General features: G+C 70.7%; 10 protein-coding genes. All 10 read left to right on the forward strand.

All coding sequences use genetic code 11. From position 1 onward, the window contains the following. Position 1: 1 nt before the first annotated feature. A complete protein-coding gene (gene polA, locus HUN58_RS00335; protein ID WP_254631582.1) occupies positions 2-2,647 on the forward strand; it encodes a DNA polymerase I in 2,646 nt (881 codons plus the stop codon). A 286-nt stretch (positions 2,648-2,933) separates the two neighbouring features. Continuing rightward, complete coding sequence (locus HUN58_RS00340) at positions 2,934-4,613, forward strand: DUF885 domain-containing protein (protein ID WP_114849938.1); 1,680 nt, start codon at positions 2,934-2,936, stop codon at positions 4,611-4,613. A gap of 244 nt (positions 4,614-4,857) precedes the next feature. Further along, positions 4,858-6,321, forward strand: coding sequence for a 30S ribosomal protein S1 (gene rpsA / locus HUN58_RS00345; protein ID WP_058742916.1), 1,464 nt, complete (start codon positions 4,858-4,860; stop codon positions 6,319-6,321). 108 nt (positions 6,322-6,429) lie between these two features. Continuing rightward, positions 6,430-7,032, forward strand: a complete 603-nt coding sequence (coaE, locus tag HUN58_RS00350; protein WP_180225336.1) for a dephospho-CoA kinase — start codon at positions 6,430-6,432, stop codon at positions 7,030-7,032. Between the two features lie 98 nt (positions 7,033-7,130). After that, positions 7,131-9,203, forward strand: a complete 2,073-nt coding sequence (gene uvrB / locus HUN58_RS00355) for an excinuclease ABC subunit UvrB (protein ID WP_114850120.1) — start codon at positions 7,131-7,133, stop codon at positions 9,201-9,203. A 19-nt stretch (positions 9,204-9,222) separates the two neighbouring features. Then, positions 9,223-10,155 carry an SDR family NAD(P)-dependent oxidoreductase gene (locus HUN58_RS00360; protein WP_180225334.1) on the forward strand — a complete coding sequence of 311 codons (933 nt, stop codon included), beginning with the start codon at positions 9,223-9,225 and terminating at the stop codon, positions 10,153-10,155. Positions 10,156-10,214: 59 nt separating this feature from the next. After that, a complete protein-coding gene (uvrA, locus tag HUN58_RS00365; protein ID WP_229666684.1) occupies positions 10,215-13,220 on the forward strand; it encodes an excinuclease ABC subunit UvrA in 3,006 nt (1,001 codons plus the stop codon). Next, entirely contained in the window at positions 13,221-15,278 is a 2,058-nt protein-coding gene (uvrC, locus tag HUN58_RS00370; RefSeq protein WP_180225333.1) for an excinuclease ABC subunit UvrC, read from the forward strand. A gap of 216 nt (positions 15,279-15,494) precedes the next feature. Continuing rightward, positions 15,495-16,466, forward strand: coding sequence for an RNase adapter RapZ (gene rapZ / locus HUN58_RS00375; protein WP_180225332.1), 972 nt, complete (start codon positions 15,495-15,497; stop codon positions 16,464-16,466). Between the two features lie 108 nt (positions 16,467-16,574). Continuing rightward, positions 16,575-17,555 (forward strand): DNA-binding protein WhiA, encoded by a 981-nt coding sequence (gene whiA / locus HUN58_RS00380; RefSeq protein WP_058742912.1) that lies wholly within the window; start codon positions 16,575-16,577, stop codon positions 17,553-17,555. Positions 17,556-17,658 lie beyond the last annotated feature (103 nt).

A 17,658-nucleotide genomic window follows, 5' to 3' on the forward strand; every position in this document is an offset into this window, starting at 1 on the left:
CATGGTCATCGACGGCCACTCACTCGCCTTCCGGGCCTTCTACGCGCTCCCGGTCGACAGCTTCGTGAACCGCGAGGGGCAGCACACGAACGCCATCCACGGCTTCATCTCGATGCTGCTCATGCTCCTCCAGCGCGAGAAGCCCACGCACCTCGCCGTCGCGTTCGACATCTCCCGCTTCTCGTTCCGCACGCGCGAGTACGAGGACTACAAGGGCACCCGCTCCGAGACCCCGGCCGAGTTCAAGGGCCAGATCCCGCTCCTGCAGCAGGCGCTCGAGGCGATGGGCATCACGACGGTCACGAAGGAGGACTACGAGGCCGACGACATCCTCGCCACCCTCGCCCGCCAGGGCTCGGAGCAGGGGTACCAGGTCTACGTCGTGTCCGGTGACCGCGACTCGATCCAGCTCGTGAACGACGACGTCACGCTGCTCTACCCGTCCGTCCGCGGGGTCTCCGAACTCACCCGCTACGACCGCGACAAAGTGTACGAGCGCTACGGCATCGAGCCGCACCAGTACCCGGACATCGCGGCACTCGTCGGCGAGACCAGCGACAACCTGATCGGCATCGACAAGGTCGGCGAGAAGACCGCCGTCAAGTGGATCACCGCGTACGGCTCGCTCGACGGCGTGCTCGAGCACGCGGACGAGATCAAGGGCGTCGTCGGCAACAACCTGCGCGAGCAGAAGGACCGGGCGATCCGGAACCGCAAGCTGAACCGGCTCGTGAACGACGTCGAGCTGCCGGTCGGCCCCGGCGACGTGGCGCTCCGACCGCTCGACGAGCAGGCGGTCCGTGACCTCTTCGCGAAGCTGCAGTTCCGCACGCTGCTCGACCGGGTGTTCAAGGTCGCCGGCACGGGCGAGCCGTCCGACGTCGCGGAGTCGGCGGGCTCCGTCGACAGCGGTGCACCGACCCCGCCGCCCGTCACGACCGTCATCGACGAGGAACTCGGGTACTGGCTCGACCGCAAGGCCGCGAACGACGCCGAGAACGGGTTCGGCGTCGCGGTCGAGGTCATCGACGGCCGACTGAGCGCCATCGGCATCGCGACGCACGACGACGCGGTGCTCGTCCCCGGCGGCAGCGGCACGAAGGACTACGAGCAGCTCGCGGCCTGGTTCGCCTCGGACGCGCCCAAGCACTTCCACGACGCCAAGGCCGCGATCAAGGCCCTCGCGACGGTCGGGTTCACGGTGCGGGGGATCGCGGGCGACGCGCGCTTGACCGGGTGGCTCGCCCAGCCGGGCAAGCAGGGCCAGCCGCTGTCCGACCTCGTGTACCAGGAGCTCGGCGAGGAACTGCCGACCGCCGACCCGAACCAGCTCGTCCCCGAGACCGACCCGGTGAACGTCGGCGTGCACGCCTGGTACGTCCTCCGTGTCGACACCGCTCTGCGCGCCCGCGTCGACGAGTCCTCGCTCCGCGTGCTCGACACCATCGAGCTGCCGCTCGTGCCGGTGCTCGCCGGTATGGAGACCACCGGCGTCGCGATCGACCGTCCCGTCCTCACCGGGCTGTCGCACGACCTGGGGGAGCGCGCCGCGGAGCTCGCGCAGCAGGCGTTCTCCGAGATCGGGCACGAGGTCAACCTCGGCTCGCCGAAGCAGCTGCAGGAGGTGCTCTTCACCGAGCTCGCGATGCCGAAGACGCGGAAGACCAAGACCGGCTTCTCGACCGACGCCGCGAGCCTCGCCGACCTGCAGGAGCAGCACCCGCACCCGTTCCTCGGGCTGCTGCTCCAGCACCGTGACGCGACGAAGCTCCGGCAGATCGTGGACACGCTCGACGCCGCGGTCGTCGACGGCCGCATCCACACGAGCTACGAGCAGACCGGCAGCAGCACCGGCCGGATCTCGTCGACCGACCCGAACCTGCAGAACATCCCCGTCAAGACCGCGGTCGGCCGCCGGGTCCGCTCGGCCTTCGCGGTCGCCGAGCCGTACACGACCCTGGTCACGGCCGACTACTCGCAGATCGAGATGCGGATCATGGCACACCTGTCCGGTGACCCCGGACTGATCCAGGCCTTCAACGAAGGCGAGGACCTGCACCGCTTCGTCGGTGCGCGGGTCTTCGGGGTCGAGCCGGCCGACGTCAGCGCCGAGATGCGCACGAAGGTCAAGGCGATGTCGTACGGCCTCGCGTACGGCCTGAGCCCGTTCGGCCTGTCGAAGCAGCTCCGCATCGACCAGTCCGAGGCGCGCACGCTCATGAACGAGTACTTCGCCCGCTTCGGCGCCGTGCGCGACTACCTGCGCGGGGTCGTGGAGCAGGCCCGCGAGGACGGCTACACCGAGACGATCTTCGGCCGCCGCCGGCCGTTCCCCGACCTGAAGAGCCCGAACCGGGTCCTCCGCGAGAACGCCGAGCGCGCCGCGCTGAACGCGCCGATCCAGGGGTCCGCGGCGGACATCATGAAGATCGCGATGCTCGGGGTCGACGCCGACCTGCGGGACGGCGGGCTCGAGTCGCATCTGCTGCTGCAGGTGCACGACGAGCTCATCCTCGAGGTCGCCCCCGGCGAGCAGGAGCGCGTCGAGGAGATCCTGCGCACCCGGATGGGCGGCGCAGCCGAGCTCAGCGTCCCCCTGGACGTCTCCGTCGGCGTCGGCCCGAACTGGGAGGCCGCGGCGCACTGACGCGGGTCGGGCGCGGCCCGTCGGGCCCGCCCTGCTCCGTCTGCCGCGCCCACGAGCGGACGGGAGGCACGGTGCCGGCTGGCACCGTGCCTCCCGTCCGTCCGTGGTGCTGCGCCGTCCGTGGTGAGTGTTCCTGCCCATCGCACGTGACCTGGGATGGTGAACCGCGCGGAGGAGGCCGAAAGGAACGGCACCCCTCGCGCGGATCGACCTGCCACGTGCGGAACGGCACCCCCTGCGCGGATCGGCGCCCGGCGTGTGACCGTGCCCTGAGTAGGGTCGGGGCATGACCGAAGACCGTCCCGTCCGTCAGCCCTCCGCCGTCGACCGGGTCGCCGAGGACTGGGTGACCACCCTCGTCGACCTCGACCCCACCGTCGCCACGTACATCGGCGTCCCCGGACGCACCGGGGCCTACGGCGACACCTCGCCCGCCGGCGCCGACGCCCTCGCGGACGCCGCCCGCGCCGCACGCCGTGCCCTGGACGCCGCCGACGCGACCGACGACGTCGACCGGGTGACGAAGACCGACCTGGGTGCCGAGCTCGACCTCGTCGTCGAGTCCCACGAGCGGAAGCTCCACCTACGCGACCTGAACGTCATCGCGAGCCCCGCGCAGGAGCTCCGGGACGTGCTCGACCTCATGCCGACCGCGACCACCGACGACTGGCAGGACGTCGCCGGGCGCCTGCACGCGCTGCCCGACGCCCTCGAGGGCTACCGCGAGACGCTGCTCCAGGGCACCCGCGAGCAGGTGACGCCCGCACGCCGCCAGGTCGCCCTCATCGCCGAGCAGGCAGCGCGCAACGGCGCCGAGGACGGCTTCTTCCGGCAGCTCGTCGACGGGGCCGCGCTCGAGGGCGGGGAGCCCCTGCCCGAGGCGCTCCGCACCGAGCTCAGCCGCGGTGCCGAGGTCGCGGCCGCCGCCTACCGGTCGCTCGGCGGGTTCCTCGAGCACGAGCTCCTGCCGCTCGCCACCCCGGTGGACGCGGTCGGACGCGAGGACTACGCGCTGCACTCCCGTCGGTTCCTCGGCGCGGTCGTGGACCTCGACGAGACGTACGAGTGGGGGATCGAGGAGCTCGCCCGCATGCGCGACGAGCAGGAGCGCATCGCCGACCGCATCGAGTCCGGCGCCTCGGTCGCGCGGGCCATCGAGGTGCTCGACGCCGACCCGGCCCGGATCCTGCACGGCACGGACGCCCTGCAGCGCTGGATGCAGGAGACGAGCGACGCGTCGATCGCCGCGATGGACGGGAAGTACTTCGACATCGCCGACCCGATCAAGCGCCTGGAGTGCCGGATCGCCCCCACGCAGGAGGGCGGCATCTACTACACCGGCCCCTCCGACGACTTCTCGCGGGCCGGCCGCATGTGGTGGTCCGTTCCGCAGGGCGTCACCGAGTTCGGGACCTGGCGCGAGAAGACCACGGTCTACCACGAGGGCGTCCCCGGCCACCACCTGCAGATCAGCCAGGCCGTCTACAACCGCGGCGAGCTGAACACCTGGCGCCGGCAGCTCGCCGGCCCGTCCGGGCACGTCGAGGGCTGGGCGCTGTACGCCGAGCGCCTGATGGAGCAGCTCGGCTTCCTCGACGACGACGGCGATCGCCTCGGCATGCTCGACGGCCAGCGGATGCGCGCGGCCCGTGTCGTGCTCGACATCGGCGTGCACCTGCAGAAGACGAACCCCGACGGCGGCGGCTGGACGTGGGAGTACGCGCTCGACTTCATGGGCCAGAACGTCAACATGGCGCCCGAGTTCGTGCAGTTCGAGGTCGCGCGCTACTTCGGCTGGCCCGGGCAGGCCCCGTCGTACAAGGTGGGCCAGCGCGTCTGGGAGTCGATCCGCGACGAGCTCGCGGCGCGCGAGGGTGCCGCGTTCGACCTGAAGGCCTTCCACCACCGCGCGCTCGCGCTCGGTGGTGTCGGCCTGGACACGCTGCGGACCGCGCTGCTCGGCTGACGCCGGTGGCGGGCGGACTGGAGGATCGTGGCGGCGCCGCCACGATCCTCCAGTCCGCCCCTCGGCCGGTCCGCGCGACGACACGCCCGGTTGTGGGGCCCCGCGACCAATGGTTAGACTTGAGCGGCGCAATCCGCGCCAACCAATCACTGCCATGACGGCTCGTACCGACGATCGGTGCGGACCAGGGGGTCGCTCCCTCGCCGTCACGGCCCGACTCATGTCCGTTCGGAGCAATCTCTACATGACAACCACCACGACCAAGGCTCCCAAGCAGGTCGCCATCAACGACATCGGCTCGGCTGATGACTTCCTGGCCGAGGTCGAGAAGACCCTCAAGTTCTTCAACGACGGCGATCTGATCTCCGGAACCGTCGTGAAGATCGACCGCGACGAGGTCCTCCTCGACGTCGGCTACAAGACCGAGGGTGTCATCCCCTCGCGCGAACTCTCGATCAAGCACGACGTCGACCCCAACGAGGTCGTCGAGGTCGGCGACGAGGTCGAGGCCCTGGTCCTCCAGAAGGAGGACAAGGAAGGTCGCCTGATCCTGTCGAAGAAGCGTGCGCAGTACGAGCGTGCGTGGGGCGACGTCGAGAAGATCAAGGAGTCCGACGGCGTCGTGACCGGCACGGTCATCGAGGTCGTCAAGGGCGGCCTGATCGTCGACATCGGTCTCCGCGGCTTCCTCCCCGCCTCGCTCATCGAGCTGCGTCGCGTCCGCGACCTGACCCCGTACCTGGGCCAGGAGCTCGAGGCGAAGATCCTCGAGCTCGACAAGAACCGCAACAACGTCGTGCTCTCGCGTCGCGCCCTGCTCGAGCAGACGCAGTCCGAGTCGCGCACCACGTTCCTCAACAACCTCCACAAGGGCCAGGTCCGCAAGGGCATCGTGTCGTCGATCGTCAACTTCGGTGCGTTCGTCGACCTGGGCGGCGTCGACGGTCTCGTCCACGTCTCCGAGCTCTCCTGGAAGCACATCGAGCACGCCAGCGAGGTCGTCGAGGTCGGTCAGGAAGTCACCGTCGAGATCCTCGAGGTGGACCTGGACCGCGAGCGTGTGTCGCTCTCGCTCAAGGCCACGCAGGAGGACCCGTGGCAGGTCTTCGCCCGCACCCACGCGATCGGTCAGATCGCGCCGGGCAAGGTCACGAAGCTCGTGCCGTTCGGTGCCTTCGTCCGCGTCGCGGACGGCATCGAGGGCCTCGTCCACATCTCGGAGCTCTCGAACAAGCACGTCGAGCTCGCCGAGCAGGTCGTCTCCGTCGGTGACGAGGTCTTCGTCAAGATCATCGACATCGACCTCGACCGTCGCCGCATCTCGCTCAGCCTCAAGCAGGCGAACGAGGGCGTGGACCCGGAGGGCACCGAGTTCGACCCGGCGCTCTACGGCATGCCGACCGAGTACGACGACCAGGGCAACTACAAGTACCCGGACGGCTTCGACCCGGAGACGAACGAGTGGCTCGAGGGCTACGACGCCCAGCGCACCGAGTGGGAGGGCCAGTACGCGGCCGCCCAGTCGCGCTGGGAGGCCCACAAGGCGCAGGTCGCGAAGACCATCGCCGACGAGGCGCAGGGCAACTTCGACCTGCCGGCCAGCGCGTCGACCTCGTCGTCCTTCACGAGCGAGTCGAACGGTCAGGGCACCCTGGCCGACGACGCCTCGCTCGCGGCGCTCCGCGAGAAGCTCAGCTCGAGCAACTGATCGAGCGGGTCACACCGTCCCGGAAGCCCGGCACCCCCACGGGGGTGCCGGGCTTCCGGCGTTCCGGGCTTCCGGCGTTCCGGGGCCGCGCGTCGCTAGCCTGGTCGGGTGCGCATCATCGGTCTCACGGGCGGCATCGCCGCGGGCAAGTCCACCGTCTCCCGTCGATGGGCGGAGCACGGCGCCGTCGTGGTCGATGCGGACCGCCTGGCGCGGGACGCGGTGGCTCCGGGGAGCCCGGGGCTGGCGCAGGTCGCCGAACGGTTCGGCCCCGGCGTGATCGCCGCGGACGGGTCGCTCGACCGCCCGGCACTCGGGGCCGTGGTGTTCGCCGACCCGGTGGCACGGCGGGACCTCGAGGCGATCACCCACCCGGAGGTCTGGCGCCTCGCGCAGCGGGCGTTCGACGCGGCCGAGGCGGCGGACCCGGACACAGTGGTGGTGTACGACGTGCCGCTCCTCGCCGAGGCGCGGGGGAGCCGCCCGCTGCGGTTCGACGCCGTGGTCGTCGTGGACGCGCCCGCTGCACAGCGCATCGAGCGGCTCGTGGCTCACCGGGGGATGGCCAGGGACGAGGCCGAGCGACGGGTGGCGTCGCAGGCCAGCGATGCGGAGCGCCTGGCCCTGGCCGACCACGTCGTCGACGCCACGGGGACGCTCGAGGCGACGATCCGGTCCGCCGACGCGGTCTGGGAGCAGCTCACCCACTGACCGCTCGCGTCCGCGCCGGTCTCGCTCGGTTCCGCCCGTGGCGAGCAGCGCGGTCGGTGTCAGCGGTCCCTACTACCGTGGACGCCATGGCAGTGTCGATCGAGCCCACCCGGGCGATCCGTCCGTTCGAGGTCATCAGCGAGTACTCGCCGAGCGGTGACCAGCCCGCCGCGATCGCGGAGCTCGCCGGACGCATCAACGCCGGTGAGACCGACGTCGTGCTGCTCGGCGCGACGGGTACCGGCAAGTCGGCGACGACCGCCTGGCTCATCGAGCAGGTGCAGCGGCCGACGCTCGTGCTCGCGCACAACAAGACCCTCGCCGCCCAGCTCGCGAACGAGTTCCGCGGGCTGCTGCCGAACAACGCCGTCGAGTACTTCGTCTCGTACTACGACTACTACCAGCCCGAGGCCTACGTCCCGCAGACGGACACCTTCATCGAGAAGGACTCCTCCGTCAACGCCGAGGTCGAGCGGCTCCGGCACTCCACCACGAACTCGCTCCTCAGCCGCCGTGACGTCGTGGTCGTCTCCACCGTCTCGTGCATCTACGGCCTCGGCACGCCGGAGCAGTACATGAACGCCTCGGTCGCGCTGCACGTGGGACAGACCATCTCGCGCGACCAGCTCGTCCGGAAGTTCGTCGGGATGCAGTACCAGCGGAACGACGTGGACTTCGCGCGTGGCACCTTCCGCGTGCGCGGGGACACGATCGAGATCATCCCGATGTACGAAGAGCACGCGATCCGCATCGAGATGTTCGGGGACGAGGTCGAGGCGCTGTCGTCCCTGCACCCGCTCACCGGCAGCGTGATCGACGACCTGCCCGCCGTGTCGATCTTCCCGGCGTCCCACTACGTCGCGGACACCGACGTCATGCACCGCGCGATCGAGCGGATCAAGGACGAACTGGCCGAGCGGCTTGCCGAGCTCGAGGGACAGGGCAAGCTGCTCGAGGCCCAGCGTCTGCGGATGCGCACGACGTTCGACATCGAGATGATGGAGCAGATCGGCTTCTGCTCGGGCATCGAGAACTACTCGCGGCACATGGACGGTCGTGACGCCGGCGAAGCCCCCCACTGCCTGCTCGACTACTTCCCGGACGACTTCCTCATCGTAATCGACGAGTCGCACGTCACCGTGCCGCAGATCGGCGCGATGTACGAGGGCGACGCCTCGCGCAAGCGGACGCTCGTCGAGCACGGCTTCCGCCTGCCGAGCGCGCTGGACAACCGTCCGCTGACGTTCGAGGAGTTCCTCGACCGCGTCGGGCAGAAGGTCTACCTGTCGGCCACCCCGGGCAAGTACGAGCTCGGCATCACCGACAGCGTCGTCGAGCAGATCATCCGTCCGACCGGCCTCGTCGACCCGGAGATCGTCGTGAAGCCGAGCGACGGGCAGATCGACGACCTGCTCGAGGAGATCAAGCAGCGCGTCGAGAAGGACGAGCGGGTGCTCGTCACGACGCTCACCAAGCGCATGGCCGAGGAGCTCACCGACTTCCTCGGGAACGCCGGCGTCCGAGTGCGGTACCTGCACTCCGACGTCGACACCCTCAAGCGCGTCGAGCTGCTCACCGAGCTGCGCCAGGGCGTGTACGACGTCCTCGTCGGCATCAACCTGCTGCGTGAGGGCCTCGACCTGCCCGAGGTCTCGCTCGTCGCGATCCTGGACGCCGACAAGGAAGGCTTCCTCCGCTCGTCGACCTCGCTCATCCAGACCATCGGCCGCGCGGCACGCAACGTGTCGGGCCAGGTGCTCATGTACGCCGACAAGATGACCGACTCCATGCAGCAGGCCATCGAGGAGACCGACCGTCGCCGCGAGAAGCAGGTTGCGTACAACCTCGAGCACGGCATCGACCCGCAGCCGCTCCGCAAGAAGATCGCCGACATCACCGAGATCCTGGCGCGCGAGAACGACGACACCAAGGCGCTGCTCGAGGGGCGTCCGGCGGCCGACGGCCGGAAGTCGCCGACGCCGAACCTCAAGCGCGAGGGCATCGCGGGCGAGGGTGCGACCCAGCTCGAGGCGACGATCGCCGACCTCAACGACCAGATGTTGCAGGCCGCCGCCGAGCTGAAGTTCGAGCTCGCCGCGCGGCTCCGCGACGAGGTCCAGGACCTCAAGAAGGCGCTCCGGCAGATGGAGTCCGCCGGCCATGTCCGCTGAGGCCGTGTCCGCTGAGGTCGTGTCCCCTGACGCCGTGGCCGACCGGGCTCCGAGCCGGCGCACGGTCGTCGTCACGGGCGCCAGCGCCGGGCTCGGGTACCACGCGGCCGAGCAGCTCGCGGCGAAGGGGCACCGGGTCGTCCTGGCGGTGCGGAACCCGGAGCGCGGCGCTGCTGCTGAGCGGAGCATCCGGCGGCACGTCGACGACGCGGACCTCGCGATGCTGCACCTCGACCTCGCCGACCTGACGAGCGTCCGGGCGGCGGCCGAGCGCCTCGCTGACCTCGGGCCGGTGCACGCGCTGCTGAACAACGCGGGGGTCGTCGGGTCGGCCGAGCGGCAGGAGACCGCGCAGGGGTTCGAGCTGCAGGTCGGCACGAACCACCTCGGGCACTTCGCCTGGACCGCGCTCGCACTGCCGCTGCTCGACCAGCACGTCGGTCGGGTCGTGCACCTCGGGTCGATCGCGCACCGCTTCGCGACCCTCGACCCCCGGGACCCGCTCGCGACCGGCCGGTACGAGGGGCACCGGCAGTACGCCCGGAGCAAGCTCGCGGTGATGCTCTTCGGCTTCGAGCTGGCCGAACGGCTCGCCGACGCCGGGTCCTCCGTGGCGAGCGTCGTGGCCCACCCCGGGCTCGCGCTCGACGCCGCCGCGCCGGCGCGGCCGGACGTCGCGCCGACCCGTTCGGAGCCGGCCTGGATGCGGGCCGGCTCCGGCTGGGTCGCCCAGGGCAAGGACGCCGGGGCGTGGCCGCTCGTGCACGCCGCCGTCGGCGACGGGGTCAGGTCGGGGGAGTACTGGGGCCCCGGCGGCCCGCTGCAGTTCGCCGGCGCACCGGCCGTCGTGCCCGCCCGGATCCGGGCGCACGACCGCACCGCCGCAGCACGGCTGTGGACCGCGAGCGAACGGGCCACGGGTGTCGCGTTCGCTCTCGACGCACTCGTCTGACCCGATCCGGACCGCCACGCCCGGACGGATGTCGGTGCGGCTTCGTAGAATCGTCTGCGATGACCATCACCTCTGACCGCGGTACCACGACCTCGGGCCGGAACGCCTTCGGCGAGCCCGCAGACCTCCACCTCCCCGGCGGCACGGCACCGCACAGCACTTCGACGCTCAGCGTCCGGGGTGCCCGCGTGCACAACCTCCGCGACGTCGACCTCGAGATCCCGCGGGACTCCCTCGTCGTCTTCACCGGGCTCTCCGGATCGGGCAAGTCCTCGCTCGCGTTCGACACGATCTTCGCTGAGGGACAGCGCCGCTACGTCGAGTCGCTCTCCGCGTACGCGCGGCAGTTCCTCGGGCAGGTGGACCGACCCGACGTCGACTTCATCGAGGGGCTGTCGCCCGCGGTGTCGATCGACCAGAAGTCGACGAACCGCAACCCCCGGTCGACGGTCGGCACCATCACCGAGGTCTACGACTACATGCGTCTGCTCTGGGCGCGCATCGGCGTCCCGCACTGCCCCGTCTGCGGCGAGGTGATCAGCAAGCAGAGCGTGCAGCAGATCGCCGACCAGCTCATGGAGTTCGAGTCGGGGACCCGCTTCCAGGTGCTCGCGCCGGTCATCTCGAAGAAGAAGGGCGAGTTCGTCGACCTCTTCCAGGAGCTCGCGGCCTCCGGCTACGCCCGTGCGATCGTCGACGGCGAGCGGATCCAGCTGAGCGACCCGCCGAAGCTCAAGAAGCAGGTCAAGCACGACATCTCGGTGATCATCGACCGGCTCGTGGCGAGCGACGACATCCTCGGTCGGCTCACCGACTCACTCGAGACCGCCCTGCGGCTGACGAGCGGCACGGTGGCGATCGACCTCGTCGACCACGAGGGCCCCGGCGCGGTCCGGACCTACTCCGAGAACCTCTCCTGCCCGAACAACCACCCGCTCGCGCTGACCGAGATCGAGCCCCGCACGTTCTCGTTCAACGCCCCGTTCGGGGCCTGCCCGGAGTGCTCCGGCCTCGGCACGCGCATGTCGGTCGACCCGGACCTCGTCCTCGGTGACCCCGAGGCGTCCCTCCGCGACGGCGTGCTGCTGCCGTGGACCGGGACGAGCGGGCTGTACTCGTACTTCGAGAAGCTCCTCGCCGGTCTCGGCAAGGACCTCGGGTTCTCGCTCGACACCCCGTGGAGCCAGCTCGACCCGTCGGTGCAGGCGGCGATCCTGACCGGCAAGGACTTCCAGGTCTCGGTGTCGTGGAAGAACCGCTTCGGGCGCGAGATGCGGTACACGAGTGGGTTCGAGGGTGTCATGCCCTACATCGAGCGCAAGTTCGCCGAGGCCGAGTCGGACTCGCAGCGGCAGCGCTTCCAGGGCTACCTGCGCGAGGTCCCGTGCCCGGTGTGCGACGGCACGCGGCTCAAGCCCGAGGTCCTGGCGGTCACGGTCGACGGCCGGAGCATCGCGGACGTCACCGACATGTCGCTCGACGACGCGTACGCCTTCATGGAGACCCTGACGCTCACCGAGCGCGAGGCCCACATCGCCGCCGCGGTCCTGCGCGAGATCCGGGCGCGCCTCGAGTTCCTGCTCGAGGTCGGCCTGAACTACCTGACGCTCGCCCGCGGTGCCGGCGGGCTGTCCGGTGGCGAAGCGCAGCGCATCCGTCTCGCGACGCAGATCGGCTCGGGCCTGACGGGCGTGCTCTACGTGCTCGACGAGCCGAGCATCGGGCTGCACCAGCGCGACAACCGCCGGCTGATCGACACCCTCGTCAAGCTCAAGGACCTCGGCAACACGCTCATCGTGGTCGAGCACGACGAGGACACCATCCGCACCGCCGACTGGGTCGTCGACATCGGACCGGGTGCGGGCGTGAACGGCGGCGTCGTCGTGCACTCCGGGTCCTACGAGGGCATCATCGAGAACCGCGACTCGATCACGGGCGACTACCTCGCCGGCCGTCGTGCCATCGAGGTCCCGGCCGAGCGCCGGAAGGTCAACCCGAAGCGCGTGATCAGCGTGCAGGGGGCGCGGGCGAACAACCTCAAGCAGGTGGACGTCGACTTCCCGCTCGGCGTGTTCACCGCGGTCACCGGCGTCAGCGGTTCGGGCAAGTCGACGCTCGTCAACGACATCCTGTACAAGGTGCTCGCCAACCAGCTCAACGGCGCCCGGCACATCGCCGGCAAGCACACGCGCGTCAAGGGGCTCGACCAGCTCGACAAGGTCGTGCACGTCGACCAGGCGCCGATCGGCCGCACCCCGCGGTCGAACCCGGCGACGTACACCGGCGTGTTCGACCGGATCCGGCAGCTCTTCGCCGAGACGCCCGAGGCGAAGGCCCGCGGGTACCAGCCCGGGCGCTTCAGCTTCAACGTCAAGGGCGGCCGCTGCGAGAACTGCTCCGGCGACGGCACGATCAAGATCGAGATGAACTTCCTCCCCGACGTCTACGTCGCCTGCGAGGTCTGCGGTGGTGCCCGGTACAACCGCGAGACGCTGCAGGTGCACTACAAGGGCAAGGACATCTCCGAGGTCCTCGACATGCCCATCAGCGAGGCGGCCGAGTTCTTCGAGCCGATCTCGGCGATCCACCGGTACATGGCGACCCTCGTCGACGTCGGCCTGGGCTACGTCCGGCTCGGCCAGAGCGCCACGACCCTGTCCGGGGGCGAGGCGCAGCGCGTCAAGCTCGCGACCGAGCTGCAGCGCCGTTCGAACGGCCGCACGGTCTACGTGCTCGACGAGCCGACCACGGGTCTCCACTTCGAGGACGTCCGGAAGCTGCTGCTCGTGCTGCAGAGCCTGGTCGACAAGGGCAACACCGTCATCACGATCGAGCACAACCTCGACGTCATCAAGTCGGCCGACTGGCTCGTCGACATGGGTCCGGAGGGCGGCGCCGGTGGTGGCACGGTCCTGGCGGTCGGCACGCCCGAGCACGTCGCGGACGTCCCCGAGAGCCACACCGGGGTGTTCCTCCGCGAGATCTTCGACGCGCAGGACGCCCGGGTCGGCAAGCAGCAGGCCGTCGGCGCCCGCACGGCGAAGCAGAAGGCGGGTGCGCGCTAGTTGGCGAACACCGTCCCCTGGCGGCCGAAGGCGTCGGATATCCCGACCGACCCGGGCGTCTACCGGTGGCGCGACGAAGCCGGTCGGGTGCTCTACGTCGGCAAGGCGAAGAACCTCCGCGCGCGGCTGAGCAACTACTTCGCCCCGCTGCCGACCCTGCACGAGCGGACGCGCCGGATGGTGCTCACCGCCCGCAGCGTCGAGTGGACGACGGTCGGCTCCGAGATCGAGGCCCTCCAGCTCGAGTACACGTGGATCAAGGAGTTCGACCCGCCGTTCAACGTCAAGTTCCGGGACGACAAGTCGTACCCGTACATGGCGATCACCCTGGGCGAGGAGTCGCCGCGGGTGATGGTGACGCGGAACCGGAAGATCAAGGGCGCGAAGTACTTCGGGCCCTACCCGAAGATCTGGGCGGTCCACGACACCATCGACCTGATGATCAAGGTGTTCCCGATCCGCACCTGCTCCGACTCGTCGTACAAGCGGGCGATGCAGACCGGCAAGCCCTGCTTCCCCGGGCAGATCGGGAAGTGCGGCGGCCCGTGCTCGCAGAAGGTGACGATCGCCGAGCACCGCGCGATCGTCGAGCAGTTCGTCCGCTTCATGGCGAGCTACGACCGCCGGGTGATCACCGAGCTGAAGCAGCGGATGGCGGCCTCGGCGGACGCCATGCAGTACGAGCAGGCCGCGCGCTACCGCGACCAGGTCGGAGCGCTCGAGGCCGTCCTCGAGAAGTCGGCCGTGGTGCTCCGAGACTCGGTGGACCTCGACCTGTTCGGCGTCGCCGAGGACGAGCTCGCCGCCGCCGTGCAGCTGTTCTCGGTCCGCGGCGGTCGCATCCGCGGTGTCCGGGGCTGGGTCGTCGACAAGGAGCTCGACATCAGCACCGGCGACCTCGTCGAGCAGATCGTCCAGGGTCAGTACGCGACGAGCGAGGAACCCCCGCGCGAGGTCGTCGTGCCGGAGCTGCCAGAGGACGCCGAGGCCCTCGAGCAGTGGCTCAGCGCACGTCGGGGTGGCCGCGGCACCAAGCTCAGCACGGCCCAGCGCGGCGACCGGGCCGGGCTCGCCCGGACGGCCGCCCAGAACGCGGCGCAGGCGCTCATGCTCTACAAGACGAAGCGGAGCGCGGACTACACCACCCGGTCGGCCGCGCTGGCGGACATCCAGGAGGCCCTCGGCATGACCGAGGCGCCGCTCCGGATGGAGTGCTACGACATCTCGCACCTGCAGGGCACGAACGTCGTGGCGTCGATGGTCGTCTTCGAGGACGGGCTGCCGCGCAAGGACCAGTACCGCCGGTACACGATCGCCGAGACGACCGACGACACGGACAGCATGTACCAGGTGCTCTCCCGTCGACTCGCGCGGCTCGACGAGGACGCCTCGGTGCCCGACGTCCCGGACGCGACGAGTGACGACGTCGTCGAGGGCACGAAGCCGACGAAGCGCTTCGCCTACCGTCCGCAGCTGCTGATCGTCGACGGCGGGCAGCCGCAGGTGCAGGCGGCGAAGCGGGCGATGGACGAGGCCGGTGTGCACGACATCGCCCTGGTCGGCATCGCGAAGCGCCTCGAGGAACTCTGGCTGCCGGACGACGACTTCCCGGTGATCATGCCGCGCAACTCCGAGGCCCTGTTCCTCATCCAGCGCATCCGTGACGAGGCTCACCGGTTCGCGATCACGCACCAGCGGACCCGCCGGAAGCGCGACGTCCGGTCCCAGCTGTCCGAGGTGCCGGGGCTCGGCCCCACGCGGGTGAACGCGTTGCTGAAGCACTTCGGGTCGGTGTCGCGGCTGCGCGAGGCGACGGCGGAGCAGATCGCCGAGGTGAACGGGGTCGGCCCGGCGACCGCGGCCGCGGTCGTCACGAAGCTGGCGCAGACCCCGGCCAGCGCACTGACCGCCAGCGCCGCCAGCCCGGCCAGCCCGGCCGACCCGGCCGGCCCGGCCGGCCCGGGCAGCGCAGTTGAACCCAGCAGTCCGACGAGCACCCCGACCGGTCCGGTCCAGGTACCGACGGTCTCCCAGGACGGCCCCCTGCGCCCGGCCTGACCGGGGGCCCAGCAGGCCGGGTCCCGACCCGGAGAGCCGACCAGCTGCAACCGACCGGACGCGGCTGATCCGATCACCGACCAGCACCGCCGACCCGGACAGCCGACCCGGACAGCCGACCCGGACAGCCGACCCAGCGGGCCGGGCGATAGCCTGGACCCGCAGCCGACACACCCCGGGCGCGCCGCCCGGACCGCGACGACGGAGCCCCCGACCATGAGCGACAGCAACGCCGAGCACGAGCACGACAGCAGCCACCGTCACGAGCACGACAGCCCCGAGCAGGGGCACGACGGTCCCGCCACCCCGGCCCGGACGACCCAGCAGCACGACATCCTCATCGTGACGGGCATGTCCGGCGCCGGACGCTCGACCGTGGGCAAGGCCCTCGAGGACCTCGGCTGGTACGTCGTCGACAACCTCCCGACCCAGATGCTCGGCCCCCTCACCGAGCTCGCCGACCGGGCGGGGGAGAAGATCCCGAAGATCGCGACCGTCGTCGACGTCCGCGGCGGCCGGTTCTTCACCGACCCCGAGCAGGCCGTCGCCCAGGTCCGCGCGAGCGCCTCGGCCCGCGTGCGGGTGCTCTTCCTCGAGGCCACCGACGCCGTGCTCGTCCGCCGCTTCGAGCAGGTCCGCCGGCCGCACCCGCTGCAGGAGGACGGCACGCTCCTCGACGGCATCGGCCGCGAGCGGACCCGGCTGTCCGGCCTGCGCGATGCCGCCGACGTGATCATCGACACCTCGGACCTGAACATCCACCAACTCGCGAACACCGTCACCGAGCGCTTCGCGGAGGACCACTTCGTCGGCGTGCAGGTGACGCTGATGAGCTTCGGCTTCAAGTACGGCCTGCCCGCCGACGCCGACATGGTGGCCGACGTCCGCTTCATCCCGAACCCGTACTGGGTGCCCGAGCTGCGCCCCCACACCGGCCTCGACGCCCCGGTCTCGGACTACGTGCTCGCGCAGCCGGGAGCCCGCTCGTTCGTCGAGCGGTACGCGGCCGTGCTGGAGCCCGTCCTGGCGGGATACCAGCGCGAGAACAAAAGACACGCTACGATCGCCATCGGCTGTACCGGCGGCAAGCACCGTTCGGTCGCCGTCGTCGCCGAGTTGGCGAACCTCCTCCGCAGCATGCCCGACGTCGCCGTGCGTGTGCAGAACCGAGACCTCGGCCGGGAGTGACCGCCCCTCCGGCCGTCGCTCACGAGCGTGTCGTGCTCAGGAGCCCTCCGGTGCTCACCAGTGCGCGGGCCTGCGGACCCCACCAGAAGAAACGTTAGGAATGATGCTGTGCCGTTGACTGCCGAGGTCAAGGACGAACTGGCCAGGGTCGTCGTGAACCGCAACACGGTCCGCGCCGCCGAACTCGCCACGATCCTCCGGTTCGCGGGTGGCCTGCACGTCATCTCCGGCCGGATAGCCGTCGAGGTCGAGCTCGACACCCGGATCATCGTCCACCGCGTCCGCAAGGACCTCGCGGAGCTCTACGGCGTCCGCTCCGAGGCGAGCGTCGGCTCGTCCGCCTCGTCGCGTCGGGGCACCCGCTACCTGGTCCGCGTGCTCGAGGCGGGGGAGACCCTCGCGCGCCAGACCGGTCTGATGGACGCCCGTCGCCGTCCGGTCCGCGGCCTGCCGAACCGGCTGACCACCGGCAACCGTGAGGACCTCGCCGCCATCTGGCGCGGTGCGTTCCTCGCCTCCGGCACGCTCACCGACCCGGGCCGCGCGGCCGCGCTCGAGGTCACCTGCCCCGGCAACGAGGCCGCGATGGCCCTCGTCGGTGCCGCGTCGCGCCTCGGCATCGCCGCGAAGGGCCGCGAGGTCCGCGGCGTGCACCGCGTCGTCATCCGCGACGGCGAGGCCATCGGGCAGATGCTGACCGTCATGGGCGCCGCCCGCACGAACGCCGACTGGGAGGAGATGCGCCAGCGCCGTGAGGTCCGTGCGACCGCGAACCGCCTGGTCAACTTCGACGACGCGAACCTCCGCCGCTCCGCGCAGGCCGCGGTCGCCGCGTGCGCCCGCGTCGAGCGCGCGCTCGAGATCCTCGGCGACGAGGTCCCCGACCACCTCAAGTACGCCGGCTCGCTCCGCCTCGAGCACCGCGACGCGTCGCTCGACGAGCTCGGTCAGCACGCGGAGCCGCCGATGACGAAGGACGCGATCGCGGGGCGCATCCGCCGCCTCCTCGCGATGGCGGACAAGCGCGCCTCCGACCTGGGCATCCCGGGCACCGAGGCGAGCGTCCCCGAGGAGCTCGAGGGCGCCTGATCGCGGGTCTGACGACCCACCGGACGGGAGGCACGGTGCCAGCTGGCACCGTGCCTCCCGTCCGTCGTCGGGGCGCGTCCGCGGACGGCCGCGCGACCGTCCG

It is taken from the genome of Curtobacterium sp. Csp1, assembly GCF_013347185.1.